Genomic DNA, 25971 nt, shown 5'->3' with positions numbered 1-25971 from the left:
GGGTGCGCGCGCCCCAGCGCGGCTCCGAACAAATGCGCATCAATCCGAGGCACTCGGACGAAGCTGCGCCGCGAGATCGAGCACCTCCGGGTCGAGCGATCCCAGGTCCGGCGGCGGTCCCATGCTGCAGACCTGGCCGTCCGGGGTTTCCAGGTAAAGCTCCTCGCCGTCGGCGTCGAAGTGCCCGTGCAGATCCCGTTGGCCCGCGCCTCGCGCTTCGTTCGCCCACTCGGCGATCGCCCGGAGGTTCCGCGGCTCGAAGAACGCGCCGGCGCCGCTGTGAACCGCGGCCACGGTCTGGAGGTTCTCGACCGCGGTCTCGATATGCCGCTTGAGCTGCTTCAGCGACGCGAGGCTGCGTGCGTCCGTGTCCCCCTGGGCCGCGCGCACCTCCTTCAGGGCCTTTTCGCTCTCGGCCACGAGCGCCTGCGGATCCCGCGCGGCGAAGTAGCCCTGGCCGGCGATCCGATGGACCGACTTCTCGACCCACCGGTAGACGGGCTCGTCGCCGCCCGTGCCGCGCTCGGCGCGCCGCGCCTCCTCCGCGGCGTCGCGTTCCCGGACATGAACGGTCAGAACGCCGCCCGCCTGCGCGACGGCGTCGGAGAGTTTTTGTTGAAGGATCGGTATCTCCGCCCGGAATCGGCGATGGGAGGCGGTGAGCTTCTGCGCCGGATGCCGCCACGCCTTCAGGCGTTCCAGCAAACGGTCGATGATCGGGGCCATGCGGTCGAGTTCGAGCAGACGGTCCTGCCGCGACCTCGTCGCCTTGAACGCGGCTTCCAGATGGTCCCAACTCGTGCCGAAGACGGCCTGGCCGCAGTTGCGCCCCAGCATCACGGCGCTCCCGTCCGACAAGGAGGCGATGAACCCGCGCTGGTGGCGATGGCCCTCACACCGGGCGCACCATCCTTTGTTCTCCGGCCACCCCTGGTAAACGTACGTCGCGACGATTTCCACGAGATCCGCCCTTGGCGGAATGCGATGGACGAGGCCGGGATACCTATCCGGATCGCTGATGCGGAGCTGGCGATACCGAAGCTCCGCGTCCGAACGCGCGCTGGACGGCGCTTTCGCTGCAACCGTCATACGGATCCCGTTTCAAGCTGAATGTTCGCCTAGTGTTCTAGCTTTCCCATCGTTAGACAATCTTCCGACGGACGCAATACATGCGTGTTAGGCTTTGTCCGTCCGTCGCCGCAGCCGCGCGATCCGATGATGGTTTGACGGCTCCGCGTCTCAGCGCTCGCGGCGCACCTGTTCTTAGCCGCGCGCGGTTTTTTGCCTTTACCGGAAACCCTGCCGGAGTCTCACCACGAGATCTTCCACGATCCGTCCGGCATCGTGCCGTAGTGCGGCTCGCGGAACATGTGGTGGCGATAGCGAAACCGGCTTTCTGGCCGCGCCGGTAGGATGCCCCATCTGCACATGATTTGGATTGCGTTCGTGTTCGGCCCGCGTACGCCAGCCCAAATGCTCCGCACCAAGAATTCTGGTCGCGATGGTCACGTGCGAAAGCCGTTTAACACGATCGATATAATCCAACGCAACATCTCCAAAACAAAGAACACCGTTTATCAGCTCTCGAATGTCCTCTTCGACAATGACGGGAAGACCGCGGCTAGATCTCGGGATATCGGTGACGTAGAGACACGATCCAGTTTCAGTCAGGAAGATTGACCGATCCGTTTGTTTCATTATGAGCGTATCCCCTTTTATTTCTGTCTGTGTTCCATGCTTCGGGGTAAAAACAGCCGCATCACCGAACAAAGCCGCTCGCTGGAGATAGTCCTTTAATTCCTCGGCCTCGAGTTCCGCCGGGCGCAACACGGACTGATAAGGACCGCCGCTCAGCGCCACTGCCAGTTGAGCTTGTCCGGTGGAGACATTCGCGTTCGGCTCGGGGAGTAGATCGGTAGCACGTTGTAGCATCTCGTCCGGATCGACAGACCCGGTCGCGTGCGCCAACTCGAAACTATGGAGAGCATTCGTGACTGCGTCCCGAAGCTCATCGGGCGTGGTGAACGATCCCGTATAGTGTCCCATCTCCCAGTCGCGCACCTCCGACAGGAATTGTTCCTGCTGGAGGTCATGCTCCGCGCCGCTTTCCACCATAACAAGCACAGGGCGTCGTTCCCGTGCTTCCCGATATTCTTCGTGTGTTGGCGAAAGCCCCGATGGCTGCAGTGCGCCATAACGCGCGCCCATAATCAGAATCACGGCATCCGCTTCTCTGACCCCTGCGAGACAGGCCACTTGCGGGCTTTCAGGACGAGCCCCGAAATCTTCAGCGCGGATAACCTCATGTCCAAGGGCTCGGGCTGCCCGATCAGCAGCATCCCGATGCTCTTCCATCCCGGCCATGACAGAACTGATGAACACCTTCACGGAAGTCTCCTATGTCCAGTGCGTCGGCTGTCCAAGCGCATGATGCATACTATCGTTTGTCTAACTTATCCTATCTCGTTGCACCGAAAGTGGTCTAAATATGCACAACGAACAGTTTACTCATTTTAGCCCGTACACAACCCCGGCATCGAGGCTTGTGACGTAACTCCGCCGAATGATTTGCACACTTAATAATACGTGGTACTTTTCAAGTCTGTCAAAACATACAGCGCCGGAGATTTGGATTATGCGTGCTGATACTCCTGATAGGACTGTGATGCTCAGTTGCATTGATTATGGCCAAATCTTCTACGGCAAAAACTTGTCAGACGGTGAGACCGCGTTATGCACGAAGGTTGTTGACCATTATGATAACTCTGATTACGTGCTGTTCCTCACAGGATCGAAAATAAAGAATGTGCATACCTTCGCCATGAGGGTTACTGACGACTATCCCGTTATCCCAATTTGGCACGCCTTTTTTGCGCCCCCCGGTGAGCACACGGCATATACTTGGTGTTCTGGATATAATCCAAACTGCGGTCGCGGCTACCTCTTCAGCACCGGGCTACATCTCGACGCTCTCGTTGAAGAACGAAAATCTATTGTTTTGGTGGATATCACTAACAATACGATACGTGGCGCGAAACCCCCAGAAAATCAATATTATTCATTCGATAACTGGCATATTGTACGGGACAAAGATAGCAGGCGGATTGTTATATATTAAATATATATTTCGGCGCATCGAACAACCCAGCACGGAACCGTCATCAAGGACTTGGAAAACCTCCGGAGAACACCTCATTCCACAATATAAAGGCGCGACGCTTTTGTCCGTTGCATTCGGCTTGCCAAGCCTGACGCGCCTTTTTTGCAGTACTGCGCACGCGACTTCGTGCCGTGTTGAGTCTCGAGCGAGTTCTACAGGGCTGCACATTGCCCGATACGCCCATAGGATCTGAAATTCTGGTCAGATCCGTGCGTTCCATCGCGTTGAAAACGCCAACAACGTCGCGGCTATACAAGATTCCGTTCTGGGTGGCCGCCTGACGTGCCACGAACAATTCTATGTAGAAGGAGGAAATCGGGACCTGACGCGCGTACTTCCATGCCTTGATGAAGCGAATCAGCGGCTTGACCTTCTGACCTCGTTGGCGGTTGACTTCAATTACATAGGCGTTGTGGGCGTCGGGGCTGGTTGGCATCCAACCACCTGAGCAGTTCGGGATAGCGAACACATCAAACCTACCATTCCGCTGGCCGATATATTTGGCGGGAACCACTTCGGTGTCTTCTTCTTTGCGTTGACCGAAAGGCGCCACAACTGCTGGGCAAGAACGCTTTACCCCGGTCCTTGGAAAAGTCCGAGCAAGGGCATCCCGAAGCTGCTTCAGCGTACGATCGGAATCTTTTTGATAGGAGCCAGGCGGAAGACCAGCTACGTAATCGACGTCGCTGCAATTCGCCACACTCGTTCCGTTGCCGAATGATCCCGTCCGCCTGAACGCGTTCAGCCCGAAGTTCGCTTCCAAACAAGCTTGGATGGACCGTCGATGTTGTTGAGCTCCGCGTTGGGCGGTCTGGGATGGCTGTAGACGCTTGTGAAACTGTTTAAAGCCTTGTTCGACCGTCACTGTCATCTATGCGCTCCACGTCCGTCAGCTTCGATTATCATATAACTCGTGATGCGAATAATCCTCCTGTCCATCGTCGATTTGATCGCGGGCTTTGGCGTAATCGCCTTCCGTGGTCGGACTGCCGTTGCAGGTGCGTGAACTGATCACCGACGCGTCGGTGGTTCGCAGGTGTGCCTTGGTAAACGCTTCCGATCCACCCGATACCGGCCGCAACGATTCCGAGAGCGGTGCCAAACCACCGGGTTATGGCTGGGGCCGCACTCTGGAGTTCGCTGAAGAACGCCGAGGCCAACAACAAGCTGATCAGAATAGGACTCCATTTAAGGGCCGCAGCATGTTTATGCTTTCGGTCGGCAGCATTGAAGTGCTTGCGCTTGCCGTAGATCGCGTTCACTCGAAGGCGCCTGACCTGCTGTAGCAGGGCAGCCTCGCCGGGCGGGTATTCCGAGGCGGACATTCAAGACTCTGGCACGTAAGATGGAACCGTTTCTGTTTCGCTTCGTGGAAGCTTGCGGGATCTCCCTCGTCGGCGAAACCTAAGCCCGAGGCTATTCCGCAAGCAGTGCTCGTCAAACCCTTGACGAACCACACGCGCCGCTCGATGTATGGGCGGCAACACCGGTTCCCGCGACCGGCCATCAGATCGAACCCGCCATGGAAACCCGGCAACAGGCACAGGCGCGCCGCATACGCCCCAACCGGCGGAGTCTGACCGGCTCCATCCCGGTGAAGGGGCGCGCCGTGCCGTTCGAGTCGTCCCTGGAACGGGATCTGCTGGTCCTGCTGGACTTCGACGAGGACGTCGCCTCCGTCGCGGCCCAGCCGTACACGCTTTCGTTCGCCGGACCGGGCGGCGAACGGCGGCGCTACACGCCGGATTTCCGCGTTCGTCGGCACTCGGGCCCGCCGACGGTCTACGAGGTCAAGTACCGTCAGGAACTCCGGGAACGCTGGCCGGACCTGAAGCCCCGCTTCCGGGCGGCCGCCCGGGATGCGCGCCAGCGCGGCCTGCGCTTCGAGGTCGTGACGGAGGTCGAGATCCGCGGCCCGCGCCTGGAGAACGCCCGCTTCCTGCGTCCGTATCTCGACCGCCGGCCCGATGCGGGAACTGAATCGCGCCTTCTCGACGCCATGACGCAGCTCGGGACGGCGAAACCCGGTGACATCTTGAACACGGCGTTCCCCGAGCACGCCAGCCGGTCCATGGCCCTTCCGTCGCTCTGGCGGCTGGTCGCCCTCGGCCGGATCGCGGCCGACCTGGACGCGCCCCTCACCATGGCCACGCCTCTCCGGGCCGTCGGGGAGGACGGCCGTCCATGACGAGCCGGACCTTCATCCACCTCAAGAAGGGCGCGACCATCACGGCGGGCGGCCGGACCTACCGGGTCACGCATTACGTCAAGCCGGACGCCGTGCTCGCCCAGGACGTGGACACGGGCAACACCGAGGAAATCCACGTCGACGCCATTCGCCCCCAGGCGCCCGCCCCGGAAGAGGGCGACGACCCGCGCGCGGCGCCCACCCCCGACGTCACCGAATACAGCGAGCAAGCCTGGTCGGAGGCCGAGCGGCGTTTCGAGGCGATCAAGTCCCTCATCGGCACACAGCGGCGCCGGCGCGCCGATGTCGAGCAAGCGGCGGCCGCGGCGGGCGTGAACGCGGCCACGATCTATCGCTGGCTGAACGCCTATCTCGATGCCGAGTGCATCTCCGCGCTGATTCCGGACAAGCCCGGCCCGGCGAAGGGCGGCCGCAAGCTTACGCCCCAGGTGGAAGCGATCATCCAGTCCTGCATCCGGGACATCTATCTGCAGCGCCGGCGCGGCCGTCCCAAGGAGGTGGCGAACGAGGTCCGCCGGCGATGCCGCCGCGAAGGCCTCGAGCCGCCGCACGCCAACACGGTCCGCAAACGGATCAAGGCGCTCGATCCCGCTTCGTCGATGCGCAAGCGCGGACAGAAGGATCGCGCGCGCGATCAATACGAACCCCTCAAGGGCCAGTTCCCGGGCGCGGACTACCCCATGGCCGTGGTCCAGATCGACCACACGCCCGCCGACATCGTGGTGGTCGAGGAGGAGAGCCGCGAACCCCTGGGGCGCCCCTGGATCACGCTCGCGATCGACGTCTACAGCCGCATGGTCGCGGCGTGCCACGTGTCGATCGAGGCGCCCAACGCGGCCGTCGCCGGGATCTGCGCCGCACGCGCCATGCTCCCGAAGACCGACTACCTGAAGGCGCTGGGTGTTCCGGGCGAGTGGCCGGTCTGGGGCCGCATCGGAACCCTGCACACCGACAACGCCAAGGAATTCCGCAGCCGGGCGTTCACGCGGGCCTGCGCCCAGCACGGCATCGACCTCCAGATGCGGCCGGTCGGGAAGCCGAACTACGGCGGCCACATCGAGCGCCTCATCGGCACCGCCAACACCCAGGAAGTCCAGACGCTGCCCGGCACGACCTTTTCGTCGCCGGCCGATCGGGAGGGCTACGATTCCGAAGGTCAGGCGGCGCTGACGCTCGCCGAGTTCGAGCGCCACCTCGTCGATTTCATCGTCAACATCTACCACAAGCGCGTTCACAGCTCGCTCGACATGCCGCCCGAGCGCAAGTGGGAACTCGGCATCGTCGGCGACGAAACGCGGCCGGGAACGGGGCCGCCGGAGGTTCCCGCGGACCCGGCGCGGCTGTGGGTGGACTTCCTGCCGTACGAGGAGCGCACGGTTCAGCGCTACGGCATCGTGCTGGACAACATCCACTACTACCACGAGGTGCTGAACCGCTGGATCAACGCCAAGGATCCCGAGGATCCGAAGCGCAAGCGGCGCTTCATCGTGCGGCGGAACCCGATGGATATCAGCGGGGTCTATTTCTACGACCCCGAGGTCCAGCGCTACTACCTCATCCCCTACGGCAACACCGGACGGCCGCCCATCAGCGTCTGGGAGCTGCGCGAGGCGCAACGCCGCGCCAAGCAGGAAGGCCGCCAGCAGGTCGACGAGGACGCGATTTTCCGCGCCGTCGAGCGCATGCGGGCGAACGTCGAGGCGGCGCAGGCCAAAACCAAGGCCGAAAAGCGCCGGCGGCACCGCATGCGGCGAACGAAACAGGGCACCGGCCAGCCGCCCGCCACCAGCCAGCCTTCCGGGGCCGGCAACGGGACCGCGGATCGACAGGACCGCGCCGAGCCCGCCGGCACGGCCGCCGGCGGCGAGGATATCTTCGAAAAGGACATTCAGCCGTTCGACGAGCAGGATCTGGGGGATCTCGAATGAGCGACGGCCAGCATCTCGCCGAAAAAGTGCGCCCTGTTCTCGATTACCCCACCGAGGAGCGCGTCCGGCACGCGTGGCAGGACCGGTGGATCGGCTACGACCGCGCCAAGGAAGCTCTCCAGCAGTTGAGCGACCTGGTCCAGTACCCGCGCTCGCACCGGATGCCGAGCCTGGCGCTGGTCGGGGAGAGCGGCAACGGCAAGAGCACCATCCTGGAGCGTTTCGCGAACCAGCACCCGTCTCAGCGGCGCGACGACGGGTCCGGCTACACCCCGGTGCTCAGGGTGGAGATGCCGTCCGGTCCCAGCGAAACGCGGTTCTGGAGCGAGATCCTGAGCACGCTGAACGTGCCCTACCGCGACACGGACGCCGCGCATCGCAAGCGGGGCCAGGCGCTCGATGCGCTGAAGGCCGTCGGCTGCCGCGTGGTCGTGATGGACGAATTCCACAACATCGAATACGGCACCTACAACAAGCAGCGCCAGTTTCTCGGGGTAATCAAGAACCTGAGCAACGAGCTGCAGATCTCGTTGGTGGCTGCCGGCACCTTTTCCTCGCTGCGGACGCTCCAGACCGACGAACAGATCGCGCGGCGCTTCGAGGTGTTGTCGCTGCCGCAATGGGCCTTGGACGAGTCCTTCCTGCGGCTCCTGACAAACTTCGAGCGGATCCTCCCGCTGGCGAAGCCGTCCAACCTCAAGAGCCGTGACATGGCAATGAAGCTCCACGGCATGACGGACGGCACCATCGGCGATCTCGCGCGCGTGCTGAAACGCGCGGCGGTGGACGCCATCCGCTCCGGCGAGGAACGGATCACGGAACGGACCCTCGACAATCTCGAGCGGACCCGGCTCGCGGACTTCACCCAGACGGCGAAACAGTTGTGAGGCGCGGGGGCTGGGCGTTCCGGCTGCCGCCGCACGACGGCGAATTGCTTTCCTCGCTGCTGGTCCGGAACGCCCACGCCCACGGCTGCAGCGGCTATCGCTTCGTGAACCTCTTGTGGCCGCGGCGCCCCGCGTGGAACCGCGATGTGGACCGGAACCAGGATGACGCCTGGTTGCGGGAGATTGCCGACCATCTCGGCGTGCCGCGCGAACGCCTCGGCCAGGCGACACTCGCGGACTACGCCGAGCGCCTGGCCGGCCCGGGATGGGCCCGGCGCGGCACCGTCAGGCTGCTGCTGTCGGCGGGGATCCTGCATCGCACGCGCCGGCGGCACGGTCTCCAATACTGCCCCGCGTGCCTCGCGGCCGACCGGAAGCCCTGGTACCGGAAGATCTGGCGCGTGGGGTTCGTCCTGCAGTGCCCGGAGCACGGCGAACCCCTCCGCGACGCCTGCCCGGTCTGCGACGCGCCCGTGATTCCGCACCGTTCGGCAGTCGGTCACGCCGATCACTGTCACGCTTGCGGATTTCCGCTTGTGGGCGAGCTGGTTCCTTCGGCACCGGAGATCCCGGGATCCGCGCTGCGTCTGCAGGACAAGCTGCTGGCCGTGCTGGAGACAGGGACCACGCGCGATCCGATCGGCCCATGGACCGGAACGGAAGCCTTTGCGGGGATGCGGACCCTCATGATGCTGGCCTCGCTCCAGAACTACGCGCCGAGGATCCGCCGCGTCCTGGATCTGCCGCCACAGGCCTGGCCGGACGGGACCGAGGTTCGCTTTGAGGAAGCGCGCCTGCCGGTCCGGGTGTCGCTGATGGAAACCGTTGCCGCCCTCCTGGAGCGCTGGCCGGCCGATTTCCACGACGTTGCGGCCGAACTGCGCCTGAGCCAGCGCTTCTTTCGGCGCTGGGACGTTCCGCCGGCCCTGGCCGCGGAGATCGCACGTCTCGGCGAGGGCTTTACCAGGGACCGCCGCTACGAGCCGGTCGTCTACACGCCGGAGATGATGCGCCTGCGGCGCCGGGACCCAGCCGCCTACCGGCAAGCCCGCGCAGCGCGGCTGCTCGACGCCTGCGGCCGATCGTCCGCGGGCCTACCTCCGAAGAGCCGGTCGCCCCGCACCCGGAAGCGCTATCCTCCGTCGGACCCCGGGGAGGACGACGCATGAGGCGCACCGGCGAGGCGGTCTTTTCAGCCGAGGCGGCACGGAAAGGCTTCGAGGCGCGGCAGAGGCGCCTGTCGGCGACGTGCAGCCGCTGCGGCCGCTCCCGCCGGATTGCCGACACCACGGCCGACTCACGACCGCTCTGCGGCGCTTGCAGCGCTCCAATCCCGGCCGTTCATGCCTGTCCAGGATGCGGCACAGAGCTGCCCGGCGACGGCAACGGCTTCTGCCGCACCTGCCAGAACATGCGGCGACGAACCCAGCGCGCCGAGACGCGCAGCGCCGAGATCCGTCAGTCCTGGGTCCAGGAGCTGTATCTCGGCCTCTGCCGGTCCGACGCGATCGCCAAGCAACCGAACAACGAGCTGGCGATCGTCGACCGGCAGCTCGAAACCATCCGGCGGATCGACGGAGCGTTCACCGATCCGGGGCAGCTGAGTCAGGAGAGCTTGTTTGGGGTCTTCGGCGCCGAGGGCCTGCGGCGAGCCTTCCACGCCATGGCCTACCTGTGCGACCGGGTCGGTTTCGCCTGGTCCGTCGAGGAGCTGGAGAGGCTGACCGAAGAACGCCGCCAGGACGTGATCGTCGCCGCTGCCGAGGCCGCGTGGTTCCACCCCGTGCTCGTCGCCTACCGGTCGCAGCTGCGGTCCGGACGGCCGAAATCCCTCAAGGCGCGCACGGGACGGCTCTACCTCCGGGCGGCGGCGGATCAGTTGGCGCACGCCCGGGACATCCAGCGCATCGAGGACCTCTCGCAACGCCACGTCCGTGGCTATCTGCGCGGCCACAAGGGGCAGGCGGCTTCGGTGAGCGCCTTCCTGGGCTTCGTTGAGCGCACCTACGGCGTCGCACTGCATCGCCCCCGCGCCCGGCGAAGCTCACCGGAACACCTCGATCGCCTGGCAATCCGAGAGGTCGACGAACTTCTGAGCACCACCTCCAGCAGCGATCCACTGCCCCAACGCCGAGCCAAGATCGTGCGCGCAATCTCGCGGCTATACGGGGTGCCCGTGAAGAAGTTGTTGGCTCTACGTCGCGGCGACCTTCAAACCGATGGGAACCGGTACATCTTGAGCGTCGCCGGCGAACGCATCGTGTTAACCGATCGCCTCAGTACGGCCCTGGGCGCGCTGATTCCCTCGGACCCAAAAGGCGTCATGTTCTCTGGCAAGAACGCGCACCAGTCAATGCACTCAACGAGCCTTCGATACAATCTCAGGCATGCTAAATAGATCAAATTATGTGAGACGGCGCTCAAGACTACAACCGAGGATGACGTTACCAGACACTGGCGTGCTCGCAACATCGCCCCGACGACACATATAAAAAATCAAAAGCCTAATTTCCATCTAGGCATTGAATGAAACGCAATGTCTCATATTTTCTTACAAAAAGTCGTCCCGCCACTGTGTAGCGGGACAAATATTTCCTCAATTATCTTCGGAATCCACCGCCAACAGGAAATTATGCATGGTGGTTTTGTCCTTCGTTGGTTTCGTCCGCACTTTCGTTGCCTTTTCGCCTCGAATCGGAGGGCGGGCCTTCATGCTGGCGTTCGTCGAACTCCTGCGGCTCTGACGTTCCAGACGCGAAATCGTCCTGTCCGCCGCTTCCATCTGACGGCGCACGAGCTTCTCCATCCCCGTGTTCGGGTTGCCCTGCCTCATCATCTTCCCTTTGCCGAACGGCCTCCTTGGCTTTGAGAGACACATTTATGACCGTTGCATCACTACGTGGGCATCTCACACTGTCTGCCCACCCCTGGGCTAACAAAATTTCCTCATGCTCAGGGTAACGAACATTATAGAACAGATATTCAGCTTCGTCAATGTCGATCACCGAGCTATGTGACGGATAAGCTGAAATTAAATCCTCTATTGCATTTAATCTCATATTGTTCGAGTTCAAGCGAAGCCCATAGTGCTCTGCAATCCGAGTTGCGCGGTGCTGCTCGCCAACTCGAACTGGATCAATCTGCCTGGTAATCGGCGCATACAGATCTGCAGTCAGCTCACGCGCAATCTGTGCAGCAGTTACAGCAGATATGTGGCCACCGCTCTTCTGAACAATGTTCAGTAGCGTATGCTCAAACGTATAAAAAGCGTGACGCGAAACAGCAGTAAGCCCTTCGAAAATATCCAACCCTGAGTGGACCTGCAAAAGTTCATCCGGCTTAGTAGTCTGGACATCAAGCGGTCCAAGTTCACCAAAATCGGTCATTACAATTTCGTCAGCCCCCAATGTAACGAGGGTTCCGGCACTCTTGCAAAGGCCGAAAATGAAAATACTGAATGATCTATAATAGCGCCTTATATGTCTCGATATATGGAATGCCGCATCAGCATCCCCTCCGTCTGTGGTTAAAAACAAGAACAGACGAGACCTTGACGTGCTTAGCGACAAAACTTCAGCTATCAATTGATCTGCGCCGGACCTTAAGATAGGGCCCGAATAGATGATCGCATCTGCATCGAGATCTTCCAATATCTGATCATATTCTTCTAAGCTTGACGATTCTATCATACCAACCTCTCTTGCTCCGCTAGATGAGCGAGAGCGTATCCACAACAGGGGCGCGCATCAATACGTAGGAACTTTGTCTTATAGAGAGGGGGACTATTTGGCGTGTGAAATAACACAAACAATTCGATCAACGTGCCGCAGCGCACACGCTGAGGTAATTAATCGCTGCGGTTGTCGACGCCAAAGCGAAGCCCGTGGACACACCTCCAGCAATCACAGCGCGTAGGCCATTCGTATGGATTCCGCCAAGCTTCTCACCTACTGGAACTACTGCTTGAAGGATGCGGATCTCCTCGAGATCCAGGTCAAGGAAGACACCGAACTCACCTACGTCAGCCAAGATACACTGCGGGCGGGCCAGCTGGACCAGACGGCCGTGAACGCCCTCTGGGATAGCGCCAACGCCGAATCGAAGATCGGCCCCGACCAGTACGGCGAAACTCGCCTGGAAATCCTTGCGGCGCCATTGGTCCTTCGCGCGGAGACGGCGCGAGGGGGACGCGACCGGACGAACGGTAAACCGCGCCTCGTCCTGATCGTCCCGGCGCGGCTCGACGAAGCCGGGGCGCTTCATCCGCATCCGGAGCAGGGCGCTTTCGTGGCGCGGCAGTTCCTGGAACCCATGGGCGGTGGCGAACCGACGGTCGCGGCCCTCGACGCCTACGACGCGGCACGGAGCATCTTCGATGAGGTGCGGGCGGACACCTGGTCCGAGCATCTCCGGCGTGCCGAAGCGCTGCTGGCGAAGACCCTGCAGGCTGCCGAATCCGGCTCACCACCACAGCAGAGCGGCGCAACCGAGGAGGATCCGGCCGATGGAGCTATGTCCGCACACGGCGGGGCGGTTCCACCGGGATGGCTGGCCCTCGACGAGGCGGCGCTTCTGCCAACCTCGGGCCTGGTCCAGGCCGGACACCATCTGCGCCGCCTGACGGCCTATGCCGCAGAGGGCGACAGCAGGAAACGCCTGCGCGGCACAGCGTTATGCTCCGTCATCCAAGGCGGCGAACGCCGAGGCCTGCGCCACTGGCGCGGGCGTTCGCGCAAACAGGCGCATCTCGGCCAAATGAAGGGCGACTTCCCGCTCGCCGAGCTGCAGCGCGAGGCGCTGGCCCATTACAACGAGACGGGCGACGGCGAAGTCCTGGCCGTGGACGGCCCGCCCGGCACGGGCAAAACCACGCTCATCCAGTCAGTCGTGGCCCACCTGGTGGTGGACCGCGCCCGCCGGGGCGCCGAGCCGCCGCTGATTTTCGGTACGTCGGCGAACAACCAGGCCGTCACGAACGTGATCGACGCTTTTGGCGAAAGCAGCGGCGATGACGGTCCGCTCGGCCTGCGGTGGCTTCCGGAGGTGAGTTCCTTTGGCCTGTACCTGCCGTCGCCCAGCCAGCAGGTCAGCGAGGGCTACCAAGTCGCCGGCCTCAACGGCTGGCAGTGGAGGGGCTTCATCGCGGACAAGCACGACCCGGAGTACATCTCGAAGGCAAAGGCCGCGTTCGCCGCGGCCTGCCGGCTCCACAACGGCGCCGACACCGTCGACACGGGCGTCCAGGCGCTGTGCGACGAGATCCGGGCGGAGTGCGATCGCATCGAGCGGGCTCAAAAGACGGCGCACGACGTGCTCGAAGGCCGCGGCGCACTCCCGGGCGGCACGCTCGCCAGCGCGCGCGACGAGCTGGAGTGCCGGCGCAAGGCGTGTGCGGACACCCAGGCGCGTTACAACGAAACCATCGAGCGGGTTCAGCGGGAACGCGAGCCGGCTGCCGCGCGGTGCGATGCCGTAAGGGATCTGCATGCGGAGGCCGCTCCGCTTACCGCTCGCGGCCTCATCGCCGCGCTGCTCCGCCTTCTGCCGGGTCGTCGCGCGAGGGCTTGGCGGCGCCTTCAGCACCGTCTTCGGGAACTCGACCTTGGCGAAATCGCCGGCGCCCCGTTCGACCGGCTCGAGGCACCGTCGCCTTCGGAGTTGCGTGCCGCCTTCGAGCGCCTCGACCGTGATGCCAGGGAGGCCGTCAAAGCCGCGGACGATCGTGTTGCCCGGCTGCGGCGCGAACGCGACGCCGAGGTCCAGCACCTCCGGAAGAAGGAACGCCGTCTTCGAGAGACGATCCGCCACATGGAGGATCTCGAGGACCGTTTCGCGCGCCTGGTGAGCGAGTTTTTGCAGCGGACCGGCGGCGTGACGCATCCGGGCAAGGCTGAAATCCTTGAGAGTCCGGCCTCCATCGAGGAGCTGCTCGACGTGAAGGCTCGCCACAGGGCCTTCCTGCTCGCCGTGCACTACTGGGAGGGCCGCTTTCTGCTGGAGGCCGACCGGGACGTGGTGAACGCCAACAAGCCGGGGGCCAAACTGAACGGGGCGCCCGCCGGCGCGCGGCGCGCCACGCTGCGCCGGACGGCGATGCTGACGCCGTGCATGGTGTCCACGGCCTACATGCTGCCGCGGTGGCTGAGCTGCCGTCAGGGCGGCGCTGACGGAGAGACGGTCTACATGCTGGGCGAGGCGGACCTGCTGATCGCGGATGAGGCCGGCCAGGCGAGCCCGGACGTCGCGGGTCCGCCCTTCGCGTTGGCGCGCACGGGCCTCATCGTGGGCGACATCTGGCAGATCGAACCCGTCCACGACCTGCCCGTGTCGGTCGACGAGGCGAACCTGCGCCAGCTCGGACTTGACCGCGACACTGTGGCCGGGGACACGATCCGCAAGAACGGTCTCAAGGCCTCGCCGGGCAGCGGGGAAGACACCGGCGGCAACCTCATGGTGGCGGCTCACCGTGCCACCGCGTGGTCGCGCGCACATGCCGATGAACCGCCACGGGCCGATGGGCTCTTCCTGGAGGAACACCGGCGCTGTCCCGATCCGATCATCGGCTTCTGCAACGACCTCATCTATGAACCCGAGGGACAGCCGCTCGTCCCCTGTCGGGGAAAGAAGGTCGCCGGCGGGCTGCCGTTCTTCGGGTGGGTGGACGTCGTGGGGCGCGTCGAACGGCGCGCCGGCAGCATGGCGAACCCCGACGAGGCCGACGCGATCGCCGCCTGGCTCGCCCGTAACCGCCTGGCGCTCCAGCGGACCTACGGCAGACAAGGCGAACGCCTCGAGGATCTCGTCGCGGTGGTCACGCCCTACCGCCCCCAGAAAGAAGCGCTGATTCGTGCTTTGAGGAACCAGGGCATCCGCGTGGCGCGGAACGCGGGCATGACGGTCGGCACGGTGCACGCACTCCAGGGCGCTGCCTCGCAGATCGTGATCTTCTCGCCCACGATCACCGGCGACGTCGACAAGACCGCGTTCTTCGACCGGCAGCCCAACATGCTCAACGTGGCCGTCTCGCGCGCCAAGCGGTCCTTCCTGGTGTTCGGCGACATGCGGCGCTTCCGGGGGGAGGGCCGCAAGCATTCCGACGTGCTCGCGCGCCACATGGAGCGCGCGGTGCAAACAGGCTCGCAGACTGCCTCGGTCTAACGCCCTGCCCGCAGATCCGGGCCTTCCCGTTCGCTACCCACCCCGTGCTAAAACGTGCGCGGGATGAAGCGTGTTGTTGTGAACAATTCGCAGGTGCAGGGATGACCCGCGAGCGCGAGGAAAGCGACAAGATCAGCAGCAACGTGACCGTCAATGGCCGCCGAACCAGCCTCAGACTCGAACGCGAATTCTGGGACGGCCTTTACAAGATTGCGAGAGATAAGAAAACGAGCGTCAACGAACTCGTTTCACACGTGGACAAGCTCCGGTCTCGTCAGCTCACCGCGGCCGTTCGAGGATTTGTCCTCGACTACTTCCGCGACAATCAATGACGGCCTGCCACCGCCGCCAAAGGTCCAAAGCTATCGCAAGCCCTCGCACGGCTTGCCGTCGCCGTCGCCATCCAGGCGATGCGGATCTCCCGGCTGGTGCGCCTCGAAAAACCGTTTGGCGGCGCGATGGGTCTCGAAATCCGAGCAGTCACGGTCCGCGACTTCCGGGTTGCCCGATGTGCCGGAGGTTCCCCGGCGCTCTCCGTCGCGCCAGCGCCACGGCGGGATCGGGTCGGAGCGTCGCCAAAGGCCACGGCGGTGGCGGCGCGCCTCGCGCTCGAGAGCCGGTAGGCGTGGATCGTCCGCGTAGCGATCGTAGACCCAGGCGTGGCCCCGGCGCACCAGCCACCGATTCACGTTTTCTCCGTCGTGGCGCACGATTCGGTTTCCGGCGCGTCCACGCCCTGTAACCGGATATCTTTCCCGCCGACCACGACCGTGTCGCCATCGGTCACCCGCGCCTTCCCCGTCAGCGCGGCCGCATCGGCCACCTGGCCAGCCAGGCCGACGCTCACGGCCATGGCGGCGGCGACGGCCAGGCCCCGATACGTCACAGCCATCCCGCGAACATCGCGACCATAAGCAGCGCGAACCCCGCCGATCCACTCCCCATCAACACCCACGGCAACCATCGCGGCCACGGCGGTCGCGCCGACGGCGAGGGAGGCGGCACGTTCAGCCTTCGGATTTTGGGCAGCTGGGTCAGGTGCATAGCCGGCGCCTGCCAGATCGTCTCATCGAGGGCAAGGTCGCGGCCCTCAGGCGCGATCCCGGCTCCGGGGCGCCCCGCCACGCACTGCCTGCGTGACGCGCGATGGCCGGGCCTTCCGTCGGCCCGCTCATTGCGCCCTTCCCGGAACCTGCTCCCTGCACGCGCATACACACCTATGAAACGTGACAGCTTTTCAACCCCCTCCGTCGGTGCTTGGATGCCGCCAGCCCACAACAGCGAGTACCATCGCATGTTTCTATTTCTACCGATGCTTCGCATACAGTGGTTTCGCGTGACCACTCTCACACCGCTGCATGCTCAGGCGAGCCGGCGCGCGGAATGGCCGACGAGGAGGGACGTGCGCGGTTCACCCCAGCTACCGCCCGACCCAGCAGCGCCGGCCTTCCACGCTGCGCCTAGCCGCTCGGCACGGCCGGTCAAAACATAAGCGCAGATGCATTGCCGACGCTGAACGAAACGCCGCGGGGGCGCTCATGCCAACGCCAAACAACCCTGTGTCCAGAGTTTCGGCGCAATTGCGAAACATCTCCGATCTTTCGCAATTGCGAGTCGTGTTCCACGACATAACGCAGTCGCTCGGTTTCGACTGGTATGTATATGCGAATTTTCGGACTCTTGGTTCTTTCGATACGCCGCCCTCGCTCATATCCAACTATCCACAGGGCTGGCTCGACGAGTACATGGAAAATCAGTACGACCGCATCGATCCCGTCGTCGGGCGTACGGTCCGTGAAATATCTCCGTTTTTATGGTCGCGTCTATATCCCGATTTCCGAAAGACTGATCAAGAACGCCATATGATGGAACGCGCTGCCTCTTGGGGGCTTCGGACCGGATACGTCGTTCCGGTTTCGAAGAACTCAAAGACCGTGGCTTTGGTTTCTTTCGTATCGCGCCATGACATCGACGTCGTCGAGCCGATGGTTGCGAGCGAGGGGGATGCCCTCTCCTACGTGGCCATCATCATCTACAACGCGATCGCGAACATATCGCGTAAATGGAAACACGATATTCCGAAACTTTCCAAACGGGAAACCGAAGTCCTTCGTGCCTTGTCGGCTGGTAAGTCCGCAAAACAAACCGCCGCCGAACTGGGTATAACTGCAAACACGGTATATTTTCATAACATGAGGATAAAGAAAAAACTTAAAGTTAGAAATTTGGAGCATGCAATTAGTGTGGCAACAGAGTTCAACCTCTATCAGTGATGTCAACCTATGAAACGTGACAGCTTTTCAGCCCCTGCCAGGGCTGATGGAATCCCGCGCGACCAACGCAACGGGGGATTCCATGGTCATATCAATCCGATCCACGCAGCATGAAGTCTTCGAGCCGACGATCATGAACATGCACAATCTACGATATCGCGTTTTTATACGGCGTCTTGGATGGGATATCACATGTTTTCACTCATCAATATATGGATTTCTTGAGCAGGACGAATACGATCTTGAAGATCCGGTCTATCTCATTGCAACGGATGTCGACGGTGCGGTCGTCGGGTGCGCTCGCCTGATCCCATGCACGCGGATGTGCATGATCGACAATACCTTCGCGGCCATTAAGGGCGGCTTCGAGCCCGAGGACCGCAACCGTGCCTTGGAGGCCAGCCGCTTCGCTGTGGACACACAGCGCTCCACGCGCCTGAACAAAAGCAAGATGATCACGCGGACCGCAGCCGAACTCCTGAAGGCGATGGTGGAGTACGGGCTGCACAATGGCTATGAGCAAGTCGTGTTCATCACGGATGCCCGATTTGAAAAAATCCTTCGTTTTTGCGGCTTGAGTGTCGAGCGGATTGGCAGTGACGGCTCGCACCAATCCGTTTCCACCGTCGCAGGCCGTTTTCCGACCGACCACCAGCAACTGCAACGGATCGCCCGGACTTGCGGGCTCTGGGAGCCGTCCCTGTGCGCCCCGGTGATACCGGGCGAAGCTTTGCGGGAAGGAGAGCAGGATGTCAAAGCAGCCGTCGTCTGACGACCAGTCTTATGTTGCCTTGATGCTTCACGAGCTATCTCGGGAAATGTCGGCGCGCGGGCTTCGCGGCGAACCCAAGTTTTACGTGGAGCTGGCGCTGACGGCCCTGCAGGAGGAAGCGCCTCAGGTCGAAGGCGGGTCCGAGCAGTCGTAAGGTCCGCCATGGGCGCGGCCCGCACACGCCCTGTATCCCGATTATGAGGCCCCAGGACCTCGGCCAGCCATGCCCTGGGGCCTCATGTTCGACCCATCCGGGAGTCACACACCGCCCGCGCTGCACGGGACCTCAACCGGCGGCATCGATCCGCCGGGTCCGGGGATGCCGACTTCCCGAGGGACGCGTGTTGCCGTGTCCGTCACAGATTGGAACACGTGTTTTCGGGCGTGTCCGAGCCATCGGCAGGAAGTTGTGCCGCGAGAATCTTGCAGACGTTCCGTCCATAGATCCGACGCAGCGCCTCGTCATCGAACGCGGGCACGCCCTCGGGTGTCGGGAACTGCCGCAACGCAGCCGTCAGCGTCTGAAGGCCCGCGACGTCGAAGGGAGTCTTCACGGCCCCGTCGAAATCGGAGCCCAGAGCGATGTGATCCAACGGATCGTAGTCCGGTTCCTGGCGGCGCATCTCGTCCACGAAGTCGGGCGCGCTCAGCGCCTTATACGCTGCATGGAACGTAGCGGCCACGGACTCCATTCCGCGCCCGGCCGCCTGCGGCCAGTAGCCGATGGCGACCACGCCGCCAGTGCGGGCGACATCCTGGATCTCATCCCTCCGTAGATTGCGCTCGTAGACACAGTCGCCGGCGTGCTGTGCCTGGTCGCACCGACTTCTGACCCCGGTGTGCGAGACGACCACCGGACCCGAACGGTCCGCGGTTCCCTGCGAGATGCCGCGATCCGTGGCATGAGCGAGATCGATCACCATGCCCCGACCCTCGGCGGCCTCGAGGAATGTGCGCCCGTCGTCGGTCAGGCCCGCGCGCTGGTCGCAGCCTTCACTGGACGCGCCGAGGGCGTTGTTGAAGCGATGGGTCGGGGCGACCATCCGAACGCCGGCGTCGAAGAGTTCCCGAACGCCCTTCTCGACGGGCATGCCGTCTCCGCCAATCCAGTGGGCGCCCTCGACGGCAAGCAGCGCTCCAACCACCGGCTCACCGTTTTGCCGCTTGGCGATCAGCTCCTGGAGGTCCCCAACGTCGCGGACGAGCATGAGGTAAGGCGCTTTGGCGTTCGCTTCGTGGCGCTTTTGGGAGCGGTCGATGAAGCCCTTCAACCGATCGATCTGATAGAACGCGCGGTCGTGCAAGCTGAACCATGTATCGAGCGGCCGCATCTGTGCGACCTGCAGCCATCCGACCTCATTCAGATTGTCGGGCGCGATGCACTTGCTGGCCTTCGGATTGACCAGCTCCGCGTCCGCCGGGGCTTCTTCCTTCTTCGGGGTCTTCGTGACCACCGCGAAGACCTGCAAGGCGACGTTGCCCTCGACGAGCCTCGGCAGATCCACGTGCCCGAAGTCCGCGCGCTCGAGCAGGTCGCGGTCCCAGAGCATGGTGTCCGCGTGCAGATCCGCGACGAACAGGGAGGAGTGCAGCTCGCGGGTCTCTTCCGTCACAGCCGGGGCATCGGCCGGCTCGTAGACGGCGTTCATGTCTTCGTCGATCCAATCCGCGCAACCGGCGAGAAGGCCACACGCCACGACGAGGGGCCCGAACCTGCGCATCGCACGCATCAAACACCTCACAGCCATCAACTCGTCGGGAACTCACCACGGCCGGCTTCGGACGCGTTTGCACTCAAGCGGTCCACCAAAGCCTGAACGCGCTCATTTTCCCGTTCGACGAGCGCTTCGCCGGTTCGACGCAGCCGCTCGAGATTCTCTGCGCTCGCATCGTCCATGGCACCGCTGGGCGCCGGCGTATCGTCGTCCAGCCGTTCGAGGGGAATGTCGAAGCGCCAGTACCGGTCCCCGAGGAACGTGCGAAGCTGGTCGCTGACCAGATCCGCGGGGCCGTCCATCAGGATGGAGATCAGGGATCGCACCCAGCCGACCGCGCCCCAGTCCTTCACCGTGTCGTAATCCAGCGGTTCCTGGTCGGTCCCCGTGCCGAACGAGATCACGTGGATATCGTCGTCCGGGAAGATCGCGCGTGCCGCCGTAAGGGCGACGCTGGCCGGGTTGGTGGCGAACACGCCGCCGTCGATGAGGTCGAACGTGGCCTCTTCGTTGAGCGCCTGGGCTCGGACCGGCTCGAAAAACGTCGGTGCCGCCGAGGTCGCGCGCGCGGCGTCCACCAAGGAGACATTCTGGGGCGCGACCAGTTGGCCGTCGCGCGCACTGGGAGAGCCGAGGTAACGCGGCCGCCGCGTTTGCAGGTCGTAGGACGTGACCAGCATCCCGGTCGTGAGGTCGTCGAGCGTATACTCGCCCACGACCTCCTGGATCACGTTCACAAGGCCGTCGGCCGGGTATTTCCGATCGAAGAGGCCGGTGACTTGGTTGTCGTCCTCGATCGCACCGACCGATCCGGCTTTACCGCGCGGAGGTGAATCGTCCCGACCCCCGCCGTCACCCCGATCAGCAGGCCCTGCGAAGATCTCCGGGCCCTGTTCGAGGTAGAGCTGCAGCAACTCCGCCGCCGAGCGCAGCGGCCCCTCCTGAACCTGCGAGAGGCCGACGGCCAGGATGCCACCCGTAGACGTCCCGACGATAATGTCGGCCACTGCGGAAATCGGGCGGTCCAGGCGCCGCTCGATTTCTTTCAGCACCACGGCGGGAATCACCCCTCGTATGCCGCCGCCGTCGATCGCAAAAACGTACCGATCCGCCATGATTCCCCGTACCACTCGACGCCCTGGAACGCCTCTTCGTCATTCTCGCGGAGCTCCAGGATCGACAGGTGTCTCGTCGACCTCATAACTGTTCGGAAGGTTGCCGGGCGCGTAATCACAATGCTGCCGGCGTGTCTCCACGCTCTCGTGTATCCGAACGCCTTGAGGAATTGGCCGCTCGTACGGGACCAAGACCCAATAATACCATTTCAACGAGTTGTGCAGCTTACCGCATGCTTCTGGTGCGTATCGTTTGACGCGGTCGTGATCGAACGCCACGCCGTTATCCTGCGCTTTCCGGATCATCCACTGCAACGGCACATGGGCCAAGCCAGCCTCGGCGTAACCGCCGCCGACATCACTGTGAACGCCGGCAAACCATACTTCCTCAAAACCCTTCTCACGCTCTGGGAGCAGCCACCGGCTTGGTGCGAACGGCCTGCGGCGTTCATCGATGGAGAGCGCCTTGTAAGCCGTATCCGCCAGGTCTCCGACCGGCCCGTTGAGGAAATGGCGCTCTGAACGCAGGAACGGCCCCAGGCTGGCCACCGTGTCCCACACTCCGATCATGCTGGGCCGGCAGGAGCGCGCCACCGTGTCCTTGAAGTCCGCGGCCACTTGCTCGTTACCCGATTGCAAGTACATCTCGATGGCGTACGGCAGCAGGTTGTCGTGGTCCGGCAGCAAAAGCCCACACTTGCGGAGCAAGCCCGCGAGTGCCTCGACCGTGAACGCCCCGCGGCTGAAGCCGATCAGAACGACGCGATCGCCCTCTTCGTAAACGTTCATGAGGTAGCGATAGGCGTCCGTGATGTTGCGTACGATCCCGTGACCTAGGGCCTTGCCACGAACCTTTCCAAGCCAGGCTGCCGCTTTGTGCAACCATGTCTTGCCGAACTCGACACGCTCGGGATCGAAGGTTCCCACACCCGGATCGTAGAAGCACCTTTGCTCCGGACTCTCACGGAGACACGAATAGAACTTCAGTGGATTGGTTTTGTTTCCGTCAAACTTCTGGCCAGTGCCGTCACAGCAGACAACGATGGTCTTCACGTATCCCCCGGTAGCTCACAACCCAAGTTTGTAGGTTTGAAGGGTAACCACCTTTGGCGAACGTTGCAAAAATATGGTGTATGCGGCCAACCTCAATCTACCTGACTCTTCAGCGCACGGGGTCGCCAACAACCGCGGTTTACGAAATCAGCGCCCACTCCACCTCTGCCTGCACGACGCCCCAGCTCCCCCAGGACACCTGATCATGTCTCTTTGAAGCGCCAGCAAAGCGGTACGCGTGCCGTTGCCCGCGCCGAGTCCCCATGTATCTCCAAGGGGCTTTCACCCCACCCGCTTAACGTGTTCCGGTGTCTTACTTCCACATTTTCCGCTTGCATCCCAGATATGGTTGCCCCACCCTATCAACATCCATGTTCCCCAATGAAGTAGAATGGCCATCGTGACAACTGCACTGGGCGTCTTCCAAGGCGGTGGCGCAATGGGCGTGGCTCACGCCGGAGCACTCAAAGCTGCGGAGGAGGAAGGTTATGTATTCCGCGGTGTAGCCGGCGCCTCGGCTGGTGCATTAGTCGCCACCCTAGTCGCAATTGGATATCGATCCGACGACCTTATTGATCCTGCCTCTCCCTCCTCCAATATATTAACCAATTATGCGGCCGATCCGATCACCGTATTCGGTCATAAAAAGTGGCGAACATTCCGTAAAGCCAGTGCTCAAAGTAATATTTATGCATTTCTGATGCTGAATTTCGGCCGCCACGTTGGTCGAATTGTTCCGAGTTCCCACACGGTTCAGAAGTCGATTATTGAAAATTTTTATTATATAGATATATCTTCGCTACGTGAACGAATTAATTACATAATTCGCGTAAAGTTGGCAAGTAATCTCGGAGTCCCAAACGATGACGAGTCTTTGCCAGATTGGGTTTGTTTTCGCGACATAGACCCATTAGATCATAATTGGGCCGCTTTTCTAAAAATTGTTGCGACTGACGTCATCAATCGTCGGCCTGTGGTATTCGGCCACCACACTCCCGACGTAGTCATAGCCGATGCTGTTTTAGCGTCTATCTCAATACCGTTCGTTTTTTCGCCGGTCGACGTACAAGAGGCAAATAAGCAGCATTCCAGCCAACAGCATTCCTACGACTCTTCTTCACGTTGCTTTTTAGACGGCGGCTTAGTTGGCAATCTCCCGGCATGGGTTTTCTCAGACGAGAAACGTTACATTGAGCGTCAAATACAAGATCGTGTTCCTTTGTTGGCATTCGAACTCGACGGGGGTGAAAGCAAATTCACTCCAACAAGGCGGTCTGACCGCAGCTACATGACTGAATGTGTAAAATCATTTTTTCTGAATAGGCCATCAGTCCGAAATATTGCCGCGTTTTCTCATTTCTGTACGGAAGTGGGCAAAGCTGGAATTTTCGGTAACCAGCGCATCACCGATGAACTATTAAGCGATTTGTATGTTGTTTCACTGAGCCCGTCAATTGCGCCATTTGATCTTGATATGTCTGCTGAGAAAGCATCCGAGGCCTATCGAGAAGGATATAGCAGGGCGCGGGAAACTTTTGATTTCGATTGCCACATGAAGGGGCAGTTGACGCGGTTTCTTCACGAGCTTCGCGTTGCTCTCGAAAACCGAAGCAGCGAAATTCGCGCAAGCGACGATACGCTCCAGCCCGTAACCTTAAGGGCGATGTTCATACAACCGGTCGGCAGTGGTCGGTTTTCGTTCAAGATTGTTGCCTCGAGTGGACTGGCGAGTAGCGACCCTGATGACGCCCTAATGATCGATTCCCGAAATGCAGGGGCCCCTGCAGCATTTCACAAACGGAAAGCAGTTTATCTGAATGTTAGCCGCAATAGTCGTAGGTCACTTTACATGACGAAGTATGAAATGGCGATGGTTTCTCCGAATTTGCAATCCATCATAGCACTTCCCGTCTGGTCGCCAACGGGCACGGCCGCTGGCACGTCCACAGGGATGAAGCCGTTGGGCGTGGTATCCATTGACAGCAGTGAGGATCTGTGGCGGGAGTACATAGATAGAGTGTTTATGCGTTTGTTTGGTGCTTATGCTATGGTATTCTCATCGATTCTTTCTGAGGCGCTGGGAGGTGGAGGCAATGGTCACTAATCCGAGCCACGATGAGCAGTCGAACGTTACGACCGTTGCGCTGCGGCAGGAAACCCCCTCAGGTCAGGAATATTTTACCAAGGATGTGGATTTTAGCGAGGGAGACGCGCAATGGGTTCTTGAGCGGGTTCAGAGTGTTGAAGAGACATATCGTAACATTGGCCCAAATATAGAACAGAGAGTCAAGAAACTATTGCGTGGCGATAACAGCTAGATCCTGTTTGGCTTCTCTTAATTACCCGGATTCGTGCCAAGGTTCGGCAGTGAGCTGCGTTAATTAATACCTTGGCCGTGTCCTCATGGTCCCGGCTCGTCGCCGTATTTTGGGGTGCGTCCGGCCGGTGGCACGCGGCGAGGAGCGTTGCCTCGGGGATAGGTTCCTCAGAGCACGAACCCGGCCCGGCCGGCCCCGGCCGCACGCGGACATCGCGCGGCCAGGCGGTGCGCCACCCCGCCACGCCAATCCAGTCGCGCGCCGGGCGGCGTGCAAGAAGACCTAGCGTGACAAGGGTACGCAGCAGGTCCAGCCTTCGTACCGCCCTCACGCTTGCTAGGCACGCGAGTCGCATTGACCGATGTTTTGTCGCAGGAACTAATGTAATTCACACCGCCACCCGTCAATGACGGCAGGGACGCGCTGTGGTGCGGATCTCTGTACGGGCGCTGGCTGATCAGCTTGCCGTCGGGCAGGCCGCCGGCCACGGAGTGCACCATCGAGACCTCCAGGGCCTCGCGGGCGTCCAGGGGCGGCATCAGCCCCGGCATGCGCGCGGCCAGCATGGACTTGCCGGCGCCCGGCGGGCCGATCATCAGCATGTTGTGCCCGCCGGCGGCGGCGATCTCCAGCGCGCGCTTGGCCGTTTCCTGGCCCTTGATGTCGGCGAGGTCGGGGGCGCGGCCGTCCGCGGTGGCGACCTGCGCCGCCGGCGGGGTGAGGATCTGCGAGCCCTTGAAGTGGTTCACCAGGGCGATAAGGCTGTCGGGGGCTAGCACCTCCACGTCCTCGCCCGCCCAGGCGGCTTCCGGGCCCTGGTTCGCCGGGCAGATCAGGCCAAGGTCGCGGCCGTTGGCGTGGATCGCGGCCGGCAGCGCGCCCGCCACGTCGGCCAGCCGCCCGTCGAGTCCGAGTTCCCCGAGCGCGAGGTAGGTTCTCGCGTCCTCCGCCGGCACGGCCTCCATCGCCACCAGCACCGCCAGCGCGATGGGCAGGTCGAAGTGGCTGCCCTCCTTGGCGAGGTCGGCGGGGGCGAGGTTCACCGTGATGCGCTTGGGCGGCAGCGAGAGGCCCAGCGCGCCCAGGGCGGCGCGCACGCGCTCCTTGCTTTCGTCCACGGCCTTGTTGGGCAGGCCCACGATCTGGAAGGCGGGCAGGCCCTGCGACATCTGCACCTGAACCTCGACGTCCACGGCCTCGATGCCGCGGAAGGCGACGGTAGCCACGCGCGCGACCATGCCGGCTCCCCTGTGCTGGCGGGCACGATGGTGTGCACCGACCACACCAGACGCGTGTAACGCAAGCGGGAAAACGCCCTGACCGTCACCGAACCTCCGCACAAAAAGGGGGCCGCCGGATGGCGGCCCCCAAAAGCAGGTGTAG

At 62.3% G+C, this 25971-nt stretch carries 22 protein-coding genes and 1 pseudogene; 13 read left to right on the top strand and 10 right to left on the bottom strand.

What is annotated here, in order from left to right; all coding sequences use genetic code 11:
• Positions 1-39: 39 nt before the first annotated feature.
• Both BLQ43_RS10420 and BLQ43_RS10415 read right to left on the bottom strand, forming a co-directional pair.
• Positions 40-1089 (bottom strand): hypothetical protein, encoded by a 1050-nt coding sequence (locus BLQ43_RS10420; protein ID WP_143006256.1) that lies wholly within the window; start codon positions 1087-1089, stop codon positions 40-42.
• A 198-nt stretch (positions 1090-1287) separates the two neighbouring features.
• On the bottom strand, positions 1288-2388 hold the full coding sequence (locus BLQ43_RS10415) for a DUF4062 domain-containing protein (protein ID WP_143006255.1): 1101 nt from the start codon (positions 2386-2388) through the stop codon (positions 1288-1290).
• Positions 2389-2635: 247 nt separating this feature from the next.
• Between BLQ43_RS10415 and BLQ43_RS14445 the strand changes: the two genes are divergently transcribed.
• Positions 2636-3118, top strand: a complete 483-nt coding sequence (locus BLQ43_RS14445) for a hypothetical protein (RefSeq protein ID WP_143006254.1) — start codon at positions 2636-2638, stop codon at positions 3116-3118.
• 43 nt (positions 3119-3161) lie between these two features.
• Here the strand turns inward: BLQ43_RS14445 and BLQ43_RS14440 are convergent, their stop codons facing one another.
• The gene (locus BLQ43_RS14440) at positions 3162-4031 is read right to left on the bottom strand and encodes an SMODS domain-containing nucleotidyltransferase (RefSeq protein WP_143006253.1); all 870 of its coding nucleotides are present in this window, start codon (positions 4029-4031) and stop codon (positions 3162-3164) included.
• 127 nt (positions 4032-4158) lie between these two features.
• Here BLQ43_RS14440 and BLQ43_RS14435 point away from each other — a divergent pair, with 127 nt between their 5' ends.
• From BLQ43_RS14435 to BLQ43_RS10390, 6 genes are all read left to right on the top strand, one after another.
• Positions 4159-4446, top strand: coding sequence for a hypothetical protein (locus tag BLQ43_RS14435; protein ID WP_143006252.1), 288 nt, complete (start codon positions 4159-4161; stop codon positions 4444-4446).
• A gap of 236 nt (positions 4447-4682) precedes the next feature.
• A complete protein-coding gene (locus BLQ43_RS10410; protein ID WP_090020530.1) occupies positions 4683-5348 on the top strand; it encodes a TnsA endonuclease N-terminal domain-containing protein in 666 nt (221 codons plus the stop codon).
• Positions 5345-7297: a TnsB C-terminal domain-containing protein gene (locus tag BLQ43_RS10405; RefSeq protein WP_090020528.1), complete on the top strand. Its 1953-nt coding sequence runs from the start codon at positions 5345-5347 to the stop codon at positions 7295-7297. Before BLQ43_RS10410 ends, BLQ43_RS10405 begins: the two co-directional genes overlap by 4 nt.
• Positions 7294-8184, top strand: coding sequence for a TniB family NTP-binding protein (locus BLQ43_RS10400; RefSeq protein WP_090020526.1), 891 nt, complete (start codon positions 7294-7296; stop codon positions 8182-8184). Before BLQ43_RS10405 ends, BLQ43_RS10400 begins: the two co-directional genes overlap by 4 nt.
• Complete coding sequence (locus BLQ43_RS10395) at positions 8181-9353, top strand: TniQ family protein (RefSeq protein WP_090020523.1); 1173 nt, start codon at positions 8181-8183, stop codon at positions 9351-9353. Before BLQ43_RS10400 ends, BLQ43_RS10395 begins: the two co-directional genes overlap by 4 nt.
• Positions 9350-10582 (top strand): zinc ribbon domain-containing protein, encoded by a 1233-nt coding sequence (locus BLQ43_RS10390; protein WP_143006251.1) that lies wholly within the window; start codon positions 9350-9352, stop codon positions 10580-10582. The genes BLQ43_RS10395 and BLQ43_RS10390 overlap by 4 nt, the downstream gene beginning before the upstream one ends.
• Before the next feature lie 232 nt (positions 10583-10814).
• Here BLQ43_RS10390 and BLQ43_RS14430 read toward each other — a convergent pair whose 3' ends face one another.
• Positions 10815-11873 carry an ATP-dependent Clp protease proteolytic subunit gene (locus BLQ43_RS14430; RefSeq protein ID WP_143006250.1) on the bottom strand — a complete coding sequence of 353 codons (1059 nt, stop codon included), beginning with the start codon at positions 11871-11873 and terminating at the stop codon, positions 10815-10817.
• Between the two features lie 235 nt (positions 11874-12108).
• Here BLQ43_RS14430 and BLQ43_RS10385 point away from each other — a divergent pair, with 235 nt between their 5' ends.
• Complete coding sequence (locus BLQ43_RS10385) at positions 12109-15342, top strand: DEAD/DEAH box helicase (RefSeq protein ID WP_090020519.1); 3234 nt, start codon at positions 12109-12111, stop codon at positions 15340-15342.
• Between the two features lie 101 nt (positions 15343-15443).
• Positions 15444-15674, top strand: coding sequence for a ribbon-helix-helix domain-containing protein (locus BLQ43_RS10380; protein WP_090020517.1), 231 nt, complete (start codon positions 15444-15446; stop codon positions 15672-15674).
• A 30-nt stretch (positions 15675-15704) separates the two neighbouring features.
• Here BLQ43_RS10380 and BLQ43_RS14650 read toward each other — a convergent pair whose 3' ends face one another.
• Entirely contained in the window at positions 15705-16052 is a 348-nt protein-coding gene (locus BLQ43_RS14650) for a thermonuclease family protein (RefSeq protein ID WP_176758636.1), read from the bottom strand.
• Positions 16028-16315, bottom strand: a complete 288-nt coding sequence (locus tag BLQ43_RS14645) for a hypothetical protein (RefSeq protein WP_176758635.1) — start codon at positions 16313-16315, stop codon at positions 16028-16030. The genes BLQ43_RS14650 and BLQ43_RS14645 overlap by 25 nt, the downstream gene beginning before the upstream one ends.
• 565 nt (positions 16316-16880) lie before the next feature.
• Here BLQ43_RS14645 and BLQ43_RS10370 point away from each other — a divergent pair.
• Genes BLQ43_RS10370 through BLQ43_RS14640 form a run of 3 tightly spaced genes read left to right on the top strand, consistent with a single transcriptional unit; the run spans position 16881 to position 18541 of the window.
• A complete protein-coding gene (locus BLQ43_RS10370) occupies positions 16881-17615 on the top strand; it encodes a helix-turn-helix transcriptional regulator (protein ID WP_176758634.1) in 735 nt (244 codons plus the stop codon).
• Positions 17616-17661: 46 nt separating this feature from the next.
• Positions 17662-18387, top strand: a complete 726-nt coding sequence (locus BLQ43_RS10365; RefSeq protein ID WP_090020511.1) for an acyl-homoserine-lactone synthase — start codon at positions 17662-17664, stop codon at positions 18385-18387.
• Positions 18365-18541 carry a hypothetical protein gene (locus BLQ43_RS14640; protein ID WP_176758633.1) on the top strand — a complete coding sequence of 59 codons (177 nt, stop codon included), beginning with the start codon at positions 18365-18367 and terminating at the stop codon, positions 18539-18541. The genes BLQ43_RS10365 and BLQ43_RS14640 overlap by 23 nt, the downstream gene beginning before the upstream one ends.
• A gap of 202 nt (positions 18542-18743) precedes the next feature.
• Here BLQ43_RS14640 and BLQ43_RS10360 read toward each other — a convergent pair whose 3' ends face one another.
• The 3 genes from BLQ43_RS10360 to BLQ43_RS10350 all read right to left on the bottom strand — a co-directional run bounded on the left by BLQ43_RS10360 (position 18744) and on the right by BLQ43_RS10350 (position 22270).
• Positions 18744-20036 carry a dipeptidase gene (locus tag BLQ43_RS10360; protein ID WP_176758632.1) on the bottom strand — a complete coding sequence of 431 codons (1293 nt, stop codon included), beginning with the start codon at positions 20034-20036 and terminating at the stop codon, positions 18744-18746.
• Positions 20037-20134: 98 nt separating this feature from the next.
• Positions 20135-21217 carry a patatin-like phospholipase family protein gene (locus tag BLQ43_RS10355; RefSeq protein ID WP_090020507.1) on the bottom strand — a complete coding sequence of 361 codons (1083 nt, stop codon included), beginning with the start codon at positions 21215-21217 and terminating at the stop codon, positions 20135-20137.
• Positions 21218-21256: 39 nt separating this feature from the next.
• Entirely contained in the window at positions 21257-22270 is a 1014-nt protein-coding gene (locus BLQ43_RS10350; protein ID WP_090020505.1) for a T6SS phospholipase effector Tle1-like catalytic domain-containing protein, read from the bottom strand.
• Positions 22271-22661: 391 nt separating this feature from the next.
• On the opposite strand from BLQ43_RS10350, the gene BLQ43_RS10345 reads away from it, so the two are divergent.
• Positions 22662-24374, top strand: a complete 1713-nt coding sequence (locus tag BLQ43_RS10345; RefSeq protein WP_090020503.1) for a patatin-like phospholipase family protein — start codon at positions 22662-22664, stop codon at positions 24372-24374.
• A gap of 606 nt (positions 24375-24980) precedes the next feature.
• Here BLQ43_RS10345 and BLQ43_RS10340 read toward each other — a convergent pair.
• A pseudogene (locus BLQ43_RS10340) lies at positions 24981-25826 on the bottom strand (YifB family Mg chelatase-like AAA ATPase); the annotation flags it as partial.
• Positions 25827-25971: the final 145 nt, after the last annotated feature.

The sequence above is a fragment of the Limimonas halophila genome (genome assembly GCF_900100655.1).
In the GTDB taxonomy this organism is placed as follows: Bacteria; Pseudomonadota; Alphaproteobacteria; order Kiloniellales; family Rhodovibrionaceae; genus Limimonas; species Limimonas halophila.
This window is presented reverse-complemented; position numbering and strand designations above follow the sequence as displayed.